The organism is Pseudomonas sp. NFX71 (assembly GCF_048079215.1).
GTDB lineage: Bacteria > Pseudomonadota > Gammaproteobacteria > Pseudomonadales > Pseudomonadaceae > Aquipseudomonas > Aquipseudomonas fluorescens_B.
In genome coordinates this window covers 1,779,004-1,795,615 of sequence record NZ_CP182230.1, presented here as the reverse complement: position 1 = coordinate 1,795,615, position 16,612 = coordinate 1,779,004, and the positions used below count along the sequence as shown (strand labels likewise).

At 62.4% G+C, this 16,612-nt stretch carries 12 protein-coding genes; all 12 read left to right on the top strand.

The genetic code is table 11. From position 1 onward, the window contains the following. Positions 1–95 precede the first annotated feature (95 nt). A complete protein-coding gene (tssF, locus tag ACM1ZW_RS08340) occupies positions 96–1,883 on the top strand; it encodes a type VI secretion system baseplate subunit TssF (protein ID WP_017341536.1) in 1,788 nt (595 codons plus the stop codon). Continuing rightward, the gene (gene tssG, locus ACM1ZW_RS08335; RefSeq protein ID WP_031319179.1) at positions 1,847–2,854 is read left to right on the top strand and encodes a type VI secretion system baseplate subunit TssG; all 1,008 of its coding nucleotides are present in this window, start codon (positions 1,847–1,849) and stop codon (positions 2,852–2,854) included. Before tssF ends, tssG begins: the two co-directional genes overlap by 37 nt. 13 nt (positions 2,855–2,867) lie before the next feature. After that, positions 2,868–5,516, top strand: a complete 2,649-nt coding sequence (gene tssH, locus ACM1ZW_RS08330) for a type VI secretion system ATPase TssH (protein ID WP_416740402.1) — start codon at positions 2,868–2,870, stop codon at positions 5,514–5,516. 10 nt (positions 5,517–5,526) lie between these two features. Beyond that, entirely contained in the window at positions 5,527–7,044 is a 1,518-nt protein-coding gene (locus ACM1ZW_RS08325; protein ID WP_017341533.1) for a sigma-54 interaction domain-containing protein, read from the top strand. A 204-nt stretch (positions 7,045–7,248) separates the two neighbouring features. Then, positions 7,249–7,389, top strand: coding sequence for a hypothetical protein (locus ACM1ZW_RS08320; protein ID WP_008030659.1), 141 nt, complete (start codon positions 7,249–7,251; stop codon positions 7,387–7,389). A gap of 17 nt (positions 7,390–7,406) precedes the next feature. Next, on the top strand, positions 7,407–8,603 hold the full coding sequence (gene tagH / locus ACM1ZW_RS08315) for a type VI secretion system-associated FHA domain protein TagH (protein WP_017341532.1): 1,197 nt from the start codon (positions 7,407–7,409) through the stop codon (positions 8,601–8,603). 5 nt (positions 8,604–8,608) lie between these two features. Then, entirely contained in the window at positions 8,609–9,109 is a 501-nt protein-coding gene (tssJ, locus tag ACM1ZW_RS08310; protein WP_017341531.1) for a type VI secretion system lipoprotein TssJ, read from the top strand. A 2-nt stretch (positions 9,110–9,111) separates the two neighbouring features. Beyond that, entirely contained in the window at positions 9,112–10,443 is a 1,332-nt protein-coding gene (tssK, locus tag ACM1ZW_RS08305; RefSeq protein ID WP_008030656.1) for a type VI secretion system baseplate subunit TssK, read from the top strand. A gap of 5 nt (positions 10,444–10,448) precedes the next feature. Beyond that, positions 10,449–11,324, top strand: a complete 876-nt coding sequence (gene icmH, locus ACM1ZW_RS08300) for a type IVB secretion system protein IcmH/DotU (protein ID WP_416740401.1) — start codon at positions 10,449–10,451, stop codon at positions 11,322–11,324. A gap of 13 nt (positions 11,325–11,337) precedes the next feature. Next, complete coding sequence (gene tssM, locus ACM1ZW_RS08295) at positions 11,338–14,877, top strand: type VI secretion system membrane subunit TssM (protein ID WP_017341529.1); 3,540 nt, start codon at positions 11,338–11,340, stop codon at positions 14,875–14,877. Continuing rightward, a complete protein-coding gene (locus ACM1ZW_RS08290; protein WP_017341528.1) occupies positions 14,877–15,605 on the top strand; it encodes a PP2C family protein-serine/threonine phosphatase in 729 nt (242 codons plus the stop codon). The genes tssM and ACM1ZW_RS08290 overlap by 1 nt, the downstream gene beginning before the upstream one ends. Then, positions 15,602–16,603: a serine/threonine-protein kinase gene (locus tag ACM1ZW_RS08285; protein WP_416740400.1), complete on the top strand. Its 1,002-nt coding sequence runs from the start codon at positions 15,602–15,604 to the stop codon at positions 16,601–16,603. Before ACM1ZW_RS08290 ends, ACM1ZW_RS08285 begins: the two co-directional genes overlap by 4 nt. Positions 16,604–16,612 lie beyond the last annotated feature (9 nt).

The following is a 16,612-nucleotide window of genomic DNA, read 5'->3' as shown; positions in this document are numbered from 1 at the left end:
GCCAACCTGCAGGTGCCATGCAGCGGTCAAGTCGGATATCGAGCGTAATCCAAAGGACAGTTTTTTAATGAGTTCCACTACCAGGCAGGTACCCCGTGTCCTTTAACCACTACTACCAAAGCGAACTCACCGCACTTCGCCAGTTAGGTCGTCGATTCGCCGAGCGTAGCCCGGCGTTGGCGCCTTTCCTGGGTCAGGCCGGGCGGGATCCGGACGTGGAGCGGTTGCTGGAAGGTTTTGCATTCCTGACCGGTCGCCTGCGCCAGAAGCTCGACGATGAACTGCCGGAGCTCAGCCACTCCCTGATGCACCTGCTGTGGCCCAACTACATGCGGCCGCTGCCGGCGTTCAGCATTTTGCAGTTCGATCCGTTGAAGCGTTCCGGGCCTGCGTTGATGGTCGAGCGCGACACGCCAGTCGAGAGCGTGCCGATCGATGACGTGCGTTGCCGCTTCCGCACCTGCTACCCGACCGAGGTCTTGCCGCTGGATCTGGCCGCACTGAATTACTCGGTGAAAGGCGACGGTTCGCTGTTGAGCCTGCGCCTGGAGATGAGCGCAGATGGTCACTTGGGCGAGCTGGAGCTGAGTCGTCTGCGCCTGCACTTCGCTGGCGAGCGCTACATCAGCCAGATGCTCTACCTCAGCCTGTTGCGCAACCTCGAAGGCATCGAACTGATCCCGCTGGACGGCGCCGGCAAGCCCATCAACGGCGTCAACGGCACACCAATGGCGTTCAAAATGCCCGGCGACCGCGTGCAGCCGGTGGGGTTTGCCGAAGAAGAAGCGTTGATCCCGTATCCGCTGAACACCTTCCGCGGCTATCGCTACTTGCAGGAATACTTCGCCTTCCAGGACAAATTCCTCTTCGTTGATATCAACGGTCTGGACCTGCTCAAAGCCTTGCCGGAAGACACGCTCAAGCAAATGCGCGGCCTCGAATTGCGCTTCGACATTCGCAAGAGCGGCATCATGCGGATGCGTCCGACCCTGGACAACGTGAAGCTCTACTGCACGCCCATCGTCAACCTGTTCAAGCACGACGCCTTGCCGATTCGCCTCGACGGCAAGCAAGACGAATACCTGCTGCTGCCGGCCGAATTCGATCTGCAAAACTGCGGCGTGTTCTCGGTGGAAACCGTGACCGGCTGGAAACCCGGCGGCCTCGGTTATCAGGAGTACGTGCCGTTCGAGTCCTTCGAGCACGACCCGAGTTTCGACGTGCCCAACAGCCGCCCGCATTACAGCATTCGCCAGCGTTCGTCCTCGTTGCACGACGGCCTCGACACTTACCTGAGCTTCGGCATCCGTCACACCGAAGCCCACGAAACCCTGTCGATCGAGCTGATGTGCACCAACCAGAATCTGCCCAAAAAGCTCAAGCTCGGCGACATCAGCATGGCATGCGAGGACACGCCGGAATTCCTGAGCTTCCGCAACATCACCCCGGCCACGTCGAGCTTCGCGCCGCCGCTGAACCGCGACTTCCTCTGGAAGCTGATCAGCAACATGTCGCTTAACTATCTGTCGCTGGCCGACGTCAATGCGTTGAAGGTGATTCTCGAAACCTACGACCTGCCGCGCTATTACGACCAGCACGCGGAGAAAGTCAGCAAACGCCTGCTCGGCGGGCTCAAGTCGATCAAGCACCAGCATGTCGATCGACTGCACCGAGGGTTGCCGGTTCGCGGGTTGCGCACCGAGCTGACCATCGATCCGGAAGGGTATATCGGCGAGGGCGACCTGTTCGTGTTCGCTTCGGTTCTCAACGAGTTTTTCGCGCTTTACGCCAGTCTCAATTCGTACCACGAGCTGCGGGTAAAAAGTACACAAGGAGAGGTGTACCAATGGACACCACGTATGGGCCTTCAGCCGCTTCTTTAAGCGGACTGACCCGGGGAATACGCGAGTACTCGCTGTTTCAGGCCGTGCTGCTGGTGGTTGACCGGCTGCGCGAGGCCCACCCGCATCTGAGCGAAGACGACCTGTACGACCAGCTGGAATTCCAGGCCAACCCGAGCCTGGGTTTCCCCGGCAGCGACGTCGATCGTGTGGAGTTTTTCCACGAGCAGGGGCAGATGCGCGCGCGCCTGCGCTTCAACCTGATCGGCCTGGTCGGCTCCGGTTCGCCGCTGCCGGCGTTCTACGGCGAGCAGGCGTTAGGCGACAGCGAAGACGGCAACCCGACCCGCCACTTCCTCGACCTGTTTCACCATCGCCTGCAACGGCTGATGCTGCCGATCTGGCGCAAGTACCGCTACCGCGCCAGCTTCCAGAGCGGCGCGCTCGATCCGTTCTCCGCGCAGCTGTTTGCGTTGATCGGTCTCGGCGGCGAAGAGATCCGCAAGGCCCAGGAACTCAACTGGAAACGCCTGCTGCCGTACCTCGGGTTGCTCAGCTTGCGGGCGCACTCGGCGGCGCTGATCGAAGCGGTGCTGCGTTACTACTTCAAGCACGCCGAACTGACCATCGAGCAGTGCATCGAGCGTCGTGTGGAAATTCTCGACGAACAGCGCAATCGGCTGGGCCGCGCCAACAGCCTGCTCGGCGAAGACCTGGTGCTGGGCGAACACGTACGCGACCGCAGCGGCAAATTCCGCATCCACATCCGCGAGCTCGACTGGCAGCGCTTTCACGAATTCCTGCCGATCGGTTTCGGCTACCAGCCGCTGTGCGCGCTGGTGCGGTTCACCCTGCGTGACCCACTCGATTACGACATTCGCCTGGTATTGCGCCAGGAAGAAATCCGCGAACTGCGCATCGGTGAGCAGAACGCCTGTCGCCTGGGATGGACCAGTTGGCTGGGCCGCGAAAAAGCGGACGGCGTGGTGACCCTGGGCAGCAAAATTCATTAAGGACAGATGACCAATGATCAACGTAGACCTGCAACAACTTATCCAGGCGCTGGACGCCGAAACCCGTCGTGATCTGGAAAGTTCTGCCGAGCGTTGCGTCGCCCGTGGCGGCAGCAAGATCCTCGTCGAAGACTTGCTGCTGGGCCTGCTGGAGCGCCCGCAAGGCTTGCTCGCACGCGCGCTGCAAGACGCCGAAGTGGATGCCGGTGAACTGAGCGCCGCCCTGCAATCGCGGGTCGAGCACAGCGCCTCGCGCAACCCGGTGTTCGCCCCGGAACTGGTGCAGTGGCTGCAGGATGCGTTGCTGGTGGCCAACCTTGAACTGGGCCAAAGCCAGGTCGAGCAAGCCGCGTTGATCCTCGCGCTGTTGCGCAACCCGATGCGCTACGCCGGCAGCCGCTACCAGTCGTTGCTGTCCAAACTGAACATCGAGCGCCTGAAAGAATTCGCCCTGTCGCAGAAAGAACAACCGGCGACGGGCAAACCCGCTGTACCCGGCGAATCGCTGCTGCAGCGCTTCACCCACAACCTGACCCAACAGGCCCGCGACGGCAAACTCGACCCGGTGCTGTGCCGCGATGGCGCGATCCGGCAGATGGTCGACATCCTCGCCCGTCGCCGCAAGAACAACCCGATTGTGGTAGGTGAAGCTGGCGTCGGTAAGACCGCGATCGTCGAAGGCCTGGCTTCGCGCATCGCCGCTGGTGAAGTGCCGCAAGTGTTGAAAGGCGTGGAGTTGCTGTCGCTGGATATGGGCCTGTTGCAGGCCGGCGCCAGCGTCAAAGGTGAATTCGAACGTCGCCTCAAAGGCGTCATCGATGAAGTCAAAGCGTCGCCGAAACCGATCATCCTGTTCATCGACGAAGCCCACACGCTGATCGGCGCGGGCGGCAATGCCGGCGGTTCCGACGCGGCCAACCTGCTCAAGCCAGCCTTGGCCCGTGGCGAGTTGCGCACCATCGCTGCCACCACGTGGGCGGAGTACAAGAAGTACTTCGAAAAAGACCCGGCCCTGGCCCGTCGTTTCCAACCGGTGCAACTGCACGAACCGACCGTCAGCGAAGCGGTGACCATCCTCCGTGGCCTGGCTCAGGTTTACGAGAAGAGCCACGGCATTTACCTGCGCGATGACGCGGTGGTGGCGGCGGCCGAATTGTCCGCCCGTTACCTCGCCGGTCGTCAGCTGCCGGACAAGGCCGTCGACGTGCTCGACACCGCGTGCGCCCGCGTACGCATCAGCCTCGCCGCTGCGCCGGAAAGCCTTGAGCGCCTGCGCGGCGAACTGGCTGAAGGGGGGCGTCAACGTCAGGCGCTGCGTCGTGATGCCGAAGCCGGTCTGCTGATCGATCACGAAGCGTTGGGCGCTCTGGAAGATCGCCTGGCCAAGGCCGAAGACGAAATGGTCGCCCTCGAAACGCTGTGGACCGAACAGAAAGAACTGGCCGAGCGTTTGCTGGATCTGCGCCAGCAACTGGCCAAGGCCCGCGAAACCGCGCCCGTCGAGCCTGCTGTCACGGTTGAAGAAGATGCCGAAGGCACCGTCATCGAAACACTGCCGGTGGACGCAGCGCAAAGCGTCGAAACTCTGGAAACCGCGCTCAACGAAACTCACAAAGCCTTGACCGAGTTGCAGGTCAAAGAACGTCTGGTGAGCTTCGAAGTGTGCCCGCGCCTGGTCGCCGAAGTGATCAGCGCCTGGACCGGCGTACCGCTGGCGCAACTGGCCCGTGAGCACAACGCCAAGGTCGCGAGCTTCGCCACCGACCTGCGCACCCGCATCCGTGGTCAGGAACAAGCTGTTCACGCACTGGACCGCTCGATGCGCGCCACCGCTGCCGGCCTGAACAAACCCGATGCACCGGTCGGCGTGTTCCTGCTGGTCGGCCCGAGCGGCGTCGGCAAGACCGAAACCGCGCTGGCCCTTGCCGACTTGCTGTACGGCGGTGATCGTTTCATCACCACCATCAACATGTCCGAGTTCCAGGAGAAACACACCGTCTCGCGCCTGATCGGTGCGCCACCGGGCTATGTCGGTTACGGCGAGGGCGGCATGCTCACCGAAGCCGTGCGTCAGAAGCCGTACTCCGTTGTGCTGCTCGATGAGGTCGAAAAGGCCGACCCGGACGTACTGAACCTGTTCTACCAAATCTTCGACAAGGGCGTGGCCAACGACGGCGAAGGGCGCGAGATCGATTTCCGCAACACGCTGATCCTGATGACTTCGAACCTGGGCAGCGACCGCATCAGCGAGCTCTGCGAAAACGGCGCACGACCCACCGCCGAAGTGCTCGAAGAAACCATTCGCCCGGTGCTCAGCAAACACTTCAAACCGGCGCTGCTGGCGCGTATGCGCGTCGTGCCGTACTACCCGGTCGGCGGTCCGGTGTTGCGCGAGCTGATCGAAATCAAACTCGGTCGTTTGGGCGAGCGCCTGAACCGTCGTCAGCTGGATTTCACTTACTCGCAAGACCTCGTCGATCACCTGGCGGAGCGGTGCACCCAAAGCGACAGCGGCGCACGCCTGATCGATCACTTGCTGGACCTGCATGTGCTGCCGCTGGTGGCCGACCGCTTGCTCGATGCGATGGCCACCGGGGAAAGCCTCAAGCGTGTCCATGCGACGCTCGACGGCGGCGCCAGCGTGACCTGCGAGTTCGCCTGAGGTGGGTGTGATGTTCACTCAAGTACCGCAGCCGCTGGTGTATGCCGAAGCCTTGCTGGCGCAGTTCGCCAGCCTGTCGCGGGCGGCGGACGGCGCTGCGCTGCTGGGTGACTTCGTGCGCGGGGTGGCGGAGCTGAGCGGGTGCGAGTTGACGCAGCTGTACTTGCTGGACGCGACCCACACCTGCCTGGGGATGAACGCCGAGTGCCTGAACGGCATCCTGCAACCACGCGAATCGGCGAGCCTTCCGGCGGATTACAACGGTGAACAACTGCTGCAATTCGCCTTGTGCCAGAACCGTGTGGTGAGCCTCGGTGAACTGAGCGGGAGCCTGCACGAAACCAGCTTCCTGCCGCCGCAGGCCACGCCGTGGCAGTCGCTGCTGTGCGTGCCGCTGGTCAATCAGCAGAAGGCGGTCGAAGGTCTGCTGCTGTGCGCCAGCCGCCGGCACATCGACCTGCAAGGCTTTGCCGATTCCCTCGGTCAACTGGGTTCGTTTGTGCTCGGCCAACTGCATTTGCTGCACCGTCTGCGTCAGCCTACCGGTGATGCACGACCGCTCAAGGCCAGCGTCCCGAGTGCCAGTGGTTACGGCCTGATCGGCAAGAGCAAGGCCATGCGCGAGACCTATTCGCTGATCAGCAAAGTCCTGCACAGCCCTTACACCGTGCTGTTGCGCGGCGAAACCGGCACCGGCAAGGAAGTGGTCGCCCGCGCCATCCACGACTGCGGCCCGCGTCGGTCCCAGGCGTTCATTGTGCAGAATTGCGCGGCGTTCCCCGAGAACCTGCTGGAAAGCGAGCTGTTCGGCTACCGCAAGGGCGCGTTCACCGGTGCTGATCGCGACCGCGCCGGGCTGTTCGACGCGGCCAATGGCGGCACCTTGTTGCTCGATGAAATCGGCGACATGCCGTTGTCGCTGCAAGCCAAGTTGTTGCGCGTGTTGCAGGAAGGCGAGATCCGCCCGCTGGGTTCCAACGACACCCACAAGATTGACGTGCGCATCATCGCCGCGACGCACCGGGATTTGTCGGTGCTGGTGAGTGAAGGCAAATTCCGCGAGGACTTGTATTACCGTCTCGCGCAATTTCCGATCGAACTGCCGGCCCTGCGTCAGCGTGAAGGCGACATCCTCGATCTGGCCCGGCATTTCGCCGACAAGGCGTGTGCGTTTTTGCAGCGCGACGCGGTGCGTTGGTCCGATGCGGCGCTGGATCACCTGTCCGGTTATGCCTTCCCCGGCAATGTGCGCGAACTCAAAGGCCTGGTCGAACGCGCCGTTTTGCTGTGTGAGGGCGGTGAATTGCTGGCCGAGCATTTTTCCCTGCGCATGGAAGCCATGCCGGAAGACAACAGCTTGAACCTGCGCGAACGCCTGGAGCAGGTCGAACGCAGCCTGCTGCTCGATTGCCTGCGCAAAAACGACGGCAACCAGACCCTCGCCGCCCGCGAACTCGGCCTGCCACGCCGCACGCTGCTGTACCGTCTCGGGCGCCTGAATATCAATTTGGGTGATTTCGATGGCTGAGCCCATTTTCTACCCACCAACAACTCTGGCTGGAATGCTTGCTGAGGCCAGCACATTCCAAGTGGCGAGGGAGCAAGCTCCCTCGCCACGGGGGATCGGCTCTAACCACCGTATTAGAGCCCCACAACCCATTTCATTTGCTTTCGATAGCGCCGCCCAACCGGGCCGGCGCTTTGTGCTTTGTCTACCCCTGGAGACCCTCTGATGTCTGTTCGTCACTGGCAAGCCGTCCTGCTGACCCTCGTCGTTCTATGCGGCCTCGGCGGCTGTAGCGGCAATTACAAATTCAACGACAACACCTATCGCCCATTGGGTGATCCGCAGGCGGTCAATCGCGGCAAGTGACCGCAAGGAGTATCACCATGGAACTGGTTTTCGAAATGCTCAACACCAAGCAGTTCGTGCCCACGGAACTGTGCCAGAAGACCTTCAAACAGGCCGGTGGCGTGATTGGCCGGGGCGAGGATTGCGACTGGATCATCCCGGATCGCAAACGTCATCTGTCCAATCACCATGTGGACATCAGCTTTCGCGAAGGGACGTTCTTCCTGACTGACACCAGCAGCAACGGTGTCCAGGATGGCGAAAGCGGCGCGCGCCTGCGCAAGGGCGAACCGATGCGCATCGAGCATGGCAGCACCTACGTGCTGGGTGATTTCGAGATCCGTGCACGGCTGGTGCGCGACCCGGCGACGTTCGACGTGGAAGTCGGCCGCCCGCAAGCCGCGGGCAGCATCATTCCGGACGACGCGTTCCTCGACCTCGACCCGTTGAACGCCCTTGATCAGCAAGAGCGCGTGTACTCGGAAATCGACGAGCTGATCTCCCCGAGCAACGCCATCGAGGACACCCGTCAACGCGCCGACTATGCGCGCATCGACATGGAAAGCCTGATGGTGCCCGAGCTGATCGACGCCCCGGCCGAACCTGCGCCCGCCCCGGTGCCGAAAGCGCGTGAGCGTCAGAGCGAAGATTTCTGGGAGCACTTCGGCGCCGCGCTGGGCGTGGACCTCAAAGGCCTCGACCACGACGCCCGCGAAGCCCTGGCGCTGAACGCTGCGCGCTTGCTCAAGCAGAGCGTCGGCGGTTTGCAGCAGAGCCTGCGCACCCGCAGCGAACTGAAAAACGAACTGCGTCTGGCCCAGACCACCGTGCAGGGCACCCACAAAAACCCGCTGAAGTTCGCCGTCGATGCCGGTGAAGCGCTGGGCATTCTGTTGCAGCCGAACAAGCCCGGCCAGTTGCCGGCGGAGCAGTCGATTTCTCGCGCGTTCCGCGATTTGCAGGCGCACCAGGTTGCGCTGCTGACCGCCAGCCGCGCCGCCGTTCGCGGCACGCTGGAGCATTTCTCGCCGCAGCAATTGACCCTGCGGTTCGAGCGCGACAACAAGCCGTTGCTGGCCACGTCCGGCAGTCGCTGGAGAGCCTACGGTCGTTATCACCAGGCTCTGCGTCAGGACGATGACTGGAGCGAGCGTCTGCTGGCCCGCGACTTCGCTCAGGCGTACGAAGAACAGATCCGCCTGATTTCCACCCTTCACACCGACCACCAAGGATGATGCGCATGTCTCGCTGCTCGACCGCTTTTTTCAAGATGCTGACCGTGCTCATGGCCGTGGTGCTGCTGGCCGGCTGCTCGTCGCTGTCGCCGTATTCCAAAGTGACCAAAGTCAACCTGAAGCTCACCGGCAGCGATCAGCTGAACCCGGACCTCAACGGGCGTCCCTCGCCAATCGTCGTGCGTCTGTTCGAGCTCAAGCACCCGGTGACCTTTGAAAACGCCGATTTCTTCAGCCTGTACGAGCGCGCCAAGGAATCCCTGGCCCCGGACCTGGTGGCCAGCGAAGAACTCGAACTGCGTCCGGGTGAAACCATCGAACTCAAGCTCAGCGTGGAAGAGGGCAGCCGTTACGTCGGGATCCTCGCGGCCTACCGCGACCTGCCGGAAACCAAATGGCGCTACACGGTGCAAGTCACGCCGGTGGAAGTCACCGAGGCTGACCTGACCCTCGATCAGGCCGGTATTCGCAACAGCAACGAAACGCTCGCCAAGGCGGATGACTGATCATGAATTCCCATAAAGTCATTTGGCAGGAAGGCATGCTGCTGCGCCCGCAGCACTTCCAGCACAACGATCGCTACTACGACCACCAGATGAAGACCCGCACCCAGTTGCTGGGCAGCTACACCTGGGGCTTCCTGAATCTCGACATCGATTTGCAGTTCCTCAACATGGGCAAACTGGTGATCAGCCAGGCCTCGGGGATCCTGCCGGACGGCAGCCTGTTCGAGCTCGGCGGTAACACCGAGCCGCTGGCGCTGGACGTGCCGCCGAACACCGGCAACACGCCGATCTACCTCGCGTTGCCACTGGTGACCGGTAACCACATCGAGTCCCGCCGTCCGGAGCAATCCGACGTGCTGGCGCGCTACACCGCGTACGAAGCCGAAGTCGCCGACTCCAACGCCGGCGACGATTCCGCCAGCCAGGTCAGCTGCGGCCGCCCGGACTTCAAACTGTTGCTCGGCGAGCAGCAGAGCGATCAGGCCTATGTGAAGCTGAAGATCTGCGACGTGCTGGATACCACGCCCGACGGCGTGATCAGCCTCGATCCGGATTTCGTGCCGACCTACATTCAGGCGCATTCCTCCAGCTACCTGCTGTCGTGCCTGAAAGAAGTGATCAGCATGCTCGGTCACCGGGGCGACACCATTGCCGAGCGCATCCGCTCCAACGGCAAGGTCGGCGGCGCGGAAGTCGGCGACTTCATGATGTTGCAACTGATCAACCGCACCGAGCTGCTGCTGCGTCACTACCTCGGCCTGGAGCAGGTTCACCCGGAAGAGTTGTACCGCACGCTGCTGACCATGCTCGGCGATCTGGCGACCTTCTCCAGCGACAGCAAACGTCCGCGCCTGGACAGCCGTTACCAGCACAGCGACCAGGGCGCGAGCTTCCGCAAACTGATGGAAGCGATTCGTCAGGTGCTGTCGATGGTGCTCGAACAGCACGCCATCGAGCTGGTCCTGCAAGCGCGTCAGTACGGGATCATCGTCTCGCCGTTGCACGACCACAAACTACTGGGCTCGGCGTCGTTCGTGCTCGCGGCCAGTGCCAACTGCGATTCCGAAGAACTGCGCCATCGTTTGCCGGCGCACCTCAAGGTCGGCCCGGTGGAGCGCATCCGCCAACTGGTCAACCTGCATCTGCCGGGCATCAAGGTCAAACCGTTGCCGGTGGCCCCGCGGCAGATCGCGTTCCACTCCAACAAAACCTATTTCATCCTCGAACTCAGTTCCGAAGACCTGGCACAACTCGAGCGCTCCGGCGGCTTCGCGTTCCACGTGTCCGGCGAATTCGCCGAGCTTGAACTGAAATTCTGGGCCATCAGGAACTGACCGACATGATCAAGGACATGGAACACCATCAGGACGATAAAACCGTCTTGCTCGACCGCCAGGGCCACGGCCCGGCGCAAAGTCCGCTGACTGACTTCGCTGCACCGCCGCGTTTCGAACAGCTCGAAGAACGGATGATCTACGCCGCACGCCTGCGTCCGGCGGAGTCCTTCAACATCAGCCTCAATTCGCTGGTGGCCGCCGGTTCCGACCTGTTGTCGGAAGTGGTGCGCCTCAAACACAGCGACACCCGCGAAGACATGTACGCGCTCAATGAGCGCCTGACTGCCGGGTTGAAACTGTTTGAAGTGCGCGCACTGCACAACGGCGCCGAAAGCAGCCAGGTGATGGCCGCCCGTTACGTGCTCTGCACCGTGGTCGACGAAGCCGTCGTGACCACGCCGTGGGGCAACGAAAGCGAGTGGTCGCAGATGAGCCTGCTCAGCAGCTTCCACAACGAAACCTTCGGTGGCGAGAAGTTCTTCCAGTTGCTGGATCGCTTGTCGAAAAACCCGGTCAAGCACCTGCCGATGCTGGAGCTGATGTACCTGTGCCTGTCCCTCGGTTTCGAAGGCAAGTACCGCGTGCAGGCGCGCGGCATGCTCGAACTCGAAGGCATCCGCGATGCCTTGTATCGGCAGATTCGTCAGCTGCGCGGCGACGTGCCTCGCGAACTGTCGCCGCATTGGGAAGGCTTGAACGATCAGCGCCGCAGCCTGGTGCGCATCGTGCCGGCGTGGATGGTGGTGTTGTTCACCGTGATCTGCCTGGTGGTGATGTATTCGGGTTTCGCCTGGGTCTTGGGCGAGCAGCGCGACACCGTTCTGCAACCTTATCAGCCGCTGGATTCCGCCGCGGTCCAGCCGCAGTCGCAGCCGTAAACAGGGACGTGTGATGAAAAAGTTTTTCAAGAAAGTCGGCGCCTTCGTGCGTCAGACCTGGGTCTGGACCTTGCTGCTGGTGCTGTTCGTCGCGCTGCTGGTGTGGTTCGTCGGGCCGCTGCTGGCGGTCAATGACTACAAGTTCTGGGAAGGCTCGACCTCCCGCCTGCTGACCATCAGTGTGCTGTTCCTGATCTGGGGCCTGACCATGGTCTTCGTCAGCTGGCGCGCCGGTGTGCGCAAGAAAGCGGTCGAAGACACTGAAGACGGTCAGGACCGTATCCGCCGCGAAGAGAAGATCGACGAAGAGCAGAAGGAGTTGAAGGAGCGTTTCAAGGACGCCCTGAAAACCCTGAAGACCTCGAGCCTGTATCGCGGCCGCAGCGAACGCTGGCGCAGTGATTTGCCGTGGTACTTGCTGATCGGCCCGCAGGGCAGCGGCAAGACCAGCCTGCTGGACTTCTCGGGCCTTGAGTTTCCGATCAACAAGATCGACCGCAAACTGACCCGCGATACCCTCGGCACCCGTCATTGCGACTGGTATTTCGCCGACCACGGTGTGCTGATCGACACCGCCGGGCGTTACCTGACCCAGCCGGACGCCGAAGTTGACGGCAGCGCCTGGAGCACTTTGCTCGACCTGCTGCGCAAGCGTCGTCGCAACCGTCCGTTGAACGGCGTGCTGGTGACCATTCCGGTGGAAATGCTGCTGGGCGACACCGAGCAGGATCTGGACACTTTGGCTCGCCAAGTGCGTGCGCGCCTGCAAGACGTGCATCAGAAACTGCACGTTGATGTGCCGATTTATCTGGTGCTGAGCAAGGCTGACCAGTTGCTCGGTTTCGACGAGTTCTTCGATCAGTTGACCCGCGAAGAAAGCGATCAGGTGCTCGGCACCAGCTTCCGCAAAGAGCAGAGCGGCACCGACGTCACCGTCCTGCGCGCCGAGTTCGAAGAGCTGCTGCGTCGCCTGAACAGTCAGGTGATCATGCGCATGCACCAGGAGCGAGACACCCAGCGCCGTGGCCGCATCCTCGATTTCCCGCATCAACTGGGGCAGATCGGCGAGCGCCTGTGCCTGTTCGTCGACATGGCGTTCACTGGCAACCGCTATCAGCGTGTCAGCCAGTTGCGCGGTTTCTACCTGACCAGCGCACCGCACCTGACCCAGGAAATGGACCAGACCACCGCCGGCATCGGCGCGAATCTGGGGATCAACTCCGGCGTGTTGCCAACCCTGCGCAGTGGCCGCTCGCGGTTCATTCATCACTTGCTCAGCCGGGTGATCTTCCCCGAGGCCGATCTGGCCGGTCTGGACAAGCGCGAACGCAGTCGCATCCATTGGGGCCAGCGTGCGTTGTACGTCGGTGCTTTGGCGGCGTTGGGCCTGTTTGGTCTGCTGTGGGCAGGCGGTTTCTCGGCGAACTATGAGCGTCTGGAAAACCTGCGCAACCTGGCGCAAACCTGGACGCAACAACGCTCGGCGCTGACCGCGCGTGATGACTCCATGGCCGTACTGAAGCCCCTCGACACCAGCTACGCGGCGACGCAGGTTTTCCCGAAAAAGGGTGACGTGTCGTACCACGAACGCGGCGGTCTGTATCAGGGCGAAGACGTCAATCCGGTGGTCAAGGCAGCTTACGAGCGCGAGCTCGAAACGCAGTTGCTGCCAAAAGTCGCGACCCTGCTGGAAGGGCAGATCCGCGCCAACATGAAGGACCGCGAACGCCTGCTCAACAGCCTGCGTGCGTACCTGATGCTGAACATGGAAGACCGTCGTGACAGCCCGTGGCTCAAGGATTGGGTCGCCACCGAATGGTCCCAGCGTTACGCCGGGAACACCGCGGTGCAGAACGGTCTGAACACCCACTTCGAGCGTTTGCTGAAGCAGCCGTTTATCTACCCGCTGAACGATCAACTGGTGGCGCAGGCGCGTCAGGTCTTGCGCAGCGAATCGCTGGCCAACGTGGTTTACCGGATGCTGCGCGAGCAGGCCCGCAACCTGCCGGAATACCGTTTGAGCCAACACCTGGGCCCGCAGGGTGCGCTGTTTGTCGGCACCGAATACGTGATCCCGGGCTTCTACACCCAACAGGGTTATCAGCAGTATTTCTCGGTCCAGGGCTCCGCGCTGGTCACCGACATCCTGCGTGACAACTGGGTGCTGGGCGAAGGCTCGGGCATCAGCGGCATGGACTTGCGTCGCCTGATGGTCGAACTGGAGCAACTGTACTTCCGCGACTACGCCAACTTCTGGAGCGAAGCCGTGGGCCAGGTTGCACTGCCCGCGATCAGCGACTTCAGCGAGGGCGCCGAGCAACTGGCGGGCCTGACTTCGGCCAACTCGCCGGTGCTGCAACTGCTGGTGGAAGTGCGTGAGAACACCCGGTTCCCGGTGGAAGCCGAGGCGGTCGATCAAGCGGCTGATGCCGCCGCCGCACTGGGCGAGCAGAAAGGCAAGTTGGGCAAGCTGGGCAAACTGGCGTCTGCCGCAGCGGACAAAGCCTCGGACATGGCAGCGGTCAAAAACCTGCCGGACACGGCGAAGAAATCCCTGCAACGCCGCTTCGAACCGCTGCACCGTTTGCTGGATGACAACAACGGCCCGGCCGCTGATTTGACCCCGGCACTGAATGCGCTCAACGACCTGCAAATGCAACTGGCGAGCCTGGCGCGTGCCAGTGCGCCGGAGCAGGCTGCATTCGAAATGGCCAAGACCCGCATGAGCGGCCAGCGTGATGCGCTGAGCAACCTGCGCAATGCGTCAAACCGTCTGCCGCGCCCGGTCAGCGTGTGGTTCAACGTGCTGGCCGAAGATACCTGGCGTCTGGTGCTCAACGATTCCTACCAGTACCTGAACCAGCGTTATCAGAGCGAGCTGTACAGCTTCTACGGCAAGGCGATCAACAAGCGTTATCCGTTCAGCGCCCACAGCACCAGCGACGTGGCGATCAGCGACTTCCGCGAGTTCTTCAAGGCGCAGGGCATTGCCGATCGCTTCTTTGATACCTACATGCGTCCGTTCGTGAGCGGCGATCCAGGCAACTACCGTCTGCGCAGCATCGACGGTCACAGCATGCCGATCTCCAAGCTCTACCTCGACCAGATGGCCGCGGCACAAGTGATTCGCCAGAGCTTCTTCTCGATCAACCCGGCCGAGCCGCAAGTGCAGTTCAAACTGGAGCCGTACACCCTCGACCCAGCGGTCAGCCGTTCCGAGTTCAAGTTCGGCGACAAGACCATCGAGTACCGCCACGGCCCGATCGTGCCGGTGTCGTTCAAATGGCCGACCGATGCTGAAGACGGTCGCACCAGCCTGGTCCTCGACAAAATGGCCGGCCGCCCGATTGGCATCGAGAAGAACACCGGCCCGTGGTCGCTGTTTCGCCTGTTCGACCTGATGCAGACCGAGTACCTGAGCGGTCGTGATGTGCTGGTGCTGAAAGCTGACGTGGGTGGCCTGCGCGCCAACTACTTGCTGTCGAGCCAGCGCACGCCAAACCCGTTCGACATGGGTGTGCTGCGCACCTTCCGTATGCCGGTGCAGCTCTGATGCTGGTTGCCAGTCCCTGGCGCAGCGCTGCGCGTACCGATGCCGGCAAGGTTCGGGCGCGCAACGAAGATGCTTTTCTCGACTGTCCACAGCAGGGGCTGTGGGTGGTCGCGGATGGCATGGGCGGTCATCAGGGTGGCGATGTTGCCAGCCAGTTGATCGTCGCCAGCCTGGCGGAATTGCCGGCGCAGGATGACTTCGACGAACGACTCAAAGGCATTCGCCAGTGCCTGCACTGGCTCAATCGCCGCCTGGGTCAGGAGTTGACCGTCACCGCCGGGCGCCACGACAGCATCATGGGCAGCACCGTGGTGGCGCTGCTGGTGGACGGCAATCGCGCGGCCTGCATCTGGGCCGGCGACAGCCGTTGCTACCTGTGGCGCGGCCAGCGTTTGTATCAGCTGTCCAAGGACCATTCACTGCAACAGCAACTCATCGACGAGCAACACATGAGTCTCGAAGACGCCCGTGCGCATCCTTCCGCCCACGCCTTGACCCGTGCGGTCGGGGCGGCCGAGCAGTTGACGCTGGACGTGCTGGAACTCGAGGTCTATCCCGGCGATGCGTTTCTGTTGTGCAGCGATGGTTTGTACAACGGGCTGAGCACTGATGCCTTGGGCAATGCCCTGAGCCTGACCGCGCCACACGTCGCGCTGGAGCGTCTGTTCGACGGCGCTCTGCGTGGCTCGGCCCGCGACAACCTGACTGCCGTGGTGATCCGCCAATGACTCAACCCATGCTGCCGCTCGACGACCTGCTGGTGAGCGAAGAGCAAGACAGTAACTTGACTTACTTTGCGTTTGCTAAATCGCATAAAGCAGAGCCCGCGCTGGCGCCTACAAAGGCCAGTGTCGGCGAAATGCCCGACGTGCTCGCAGGCCGTTACCGCATCGAGCGCCTGCTCGGTGCCGGCGGCATGGGCGCGGTTTACCGCGCACGGGACTTGCTGAGCGAACAGTTCGGCGATCCCGACCCTTACATCGCGCTGAAAATCCTCAGCGAAGAATTTGCCGAATCGCCGGACGCCAGCGCCTTGCTCTACAGCGAGTTCGCCCTGACCCGACGACTGCGCCACGACAACGTGCTGCGACCGCACACCTTTGAAGTGGACACCGATTGCCAGCGCGCCTTCATCACCATGGAACTCATGCGTGGGCTGACCCTGGACAAACTGCTCTGCGAGCGGCCCCTGGGCCTGCCGTGGAAAGAACTGCGCGACATCGCGCTGCCGCTGCTCGACGCCCTGGCCTACGCCCACGCGCGCGGCGTACTGCACGGCGACATGAAACCGAGCAACGTGATGCTCAGCGAAGAGGGCGTGCGCCTGTTCGACTTCGGCCTGGGCCAGGCCGAGGAGGGCATCCTCCCTGGCTTGCCACACCTGAGCCGCGACCGCTTCAACGCCTGGACCCCGGGCTACGCCGCCCCCGAACTGCTCGAAGGCCAGCCGTTGTCAGCCAGCGCCGACGTCTATGGTGTGGCCTGCGTGCTCTACGAACTGGCGGGCGGCAAACACCCGTTCCGGCGCTTGCCTTCGACCGAGGCCCGTGACGCGCACCTCGACCGCGAACTGCACTCGCCTCGGAATCTACCGAAACACTGCTGGCCAGCCCTGCGAACGGCGCTGGCATTCGACGCGGCCGATCGAACGATCACCGCCGCCCAATTGCGTGACGCCATGGGCGCCACTTCGTCTTTGCTGCAACGTCTGCGACTTCGGGCGTAACGGATGACT

Bases quoted from the DNA above. Each gene is read 5' to 3' on its own strand.
- tssK (WP_008030656.1), top strand. From the start codon at position 9,112: ATGAATTCCCATAAAGTCATTTGGCAGGAAGGCATGCTGCTGCGCCCG.
- ACM1ZW_RS08325 (WP_017341533.1), top strand. From the start codon at position 5,527: ATGTTCACTCAAGTACCGCAGCCGCTGGTGTATGCCGAAGCCTTGCTG.
- tssM (WP_017341529.1), top strand. From the start codon at position 11,338: ATGAAAAAGTTTTTCAAGAAAGTCGGCGCCTTCGTGCGTCAGACCTGG.
- tagH (WP_017341532.1), top strand. From the start codon at position 7,407: ATGGAACTGGTTTTCGAAATGCTCAACACCAAGCAGTTCGTGCCCACG.
- ACM1ZW_RS08285 (WP_416740400.1), top strand. From the start codon at position 15,602: ATGACTCAACCCATGCTGCCGCTCGACGACCTGCTGGTGAGCGAAGAG.
- ACM1ZW_RS08290 (WP_017341528.1), top strand. From the start codon at position 14,877: ATGCTGGTTGCCAGTCCCTGGCGCAGCGCTGCGCGTACCGATGCCGGC.
- icmH (WP_416740401.1), top strand. From the start codon at position 10,449: ATGATCAAGGACATGGAACACCATCAGGACGATAAAACCGTCTTGCTC.
- ACM1ZW_RS08320 (WP_008030659.1), top strand. From the start codon at position 7,249: ATGTCTGTTCGTCACTGGCAAGCCGTCCTGCTGACCCTCGTCGTTCTA.
- tssJ (WP_017341531.1), top strand. From the start codon at position 8,609: ATGTCTCGCTGCTCGACCGCTTTTTTCAAGATGCTGACCGTGCTCATG.
- tssH (WP_416740402.1), top strand. From the start codon at position 2,868: ATGATCAACGTAGACCTGCAACAACTTATCCAGGCGCTGGACGCCGAA.
- tssG (WP_031319179.1), top strand. From the start codon at position 1,847: ATGGACACCACGTATGGGCCTTCAGCCGCTTCTTTAAGCGGACTGACC.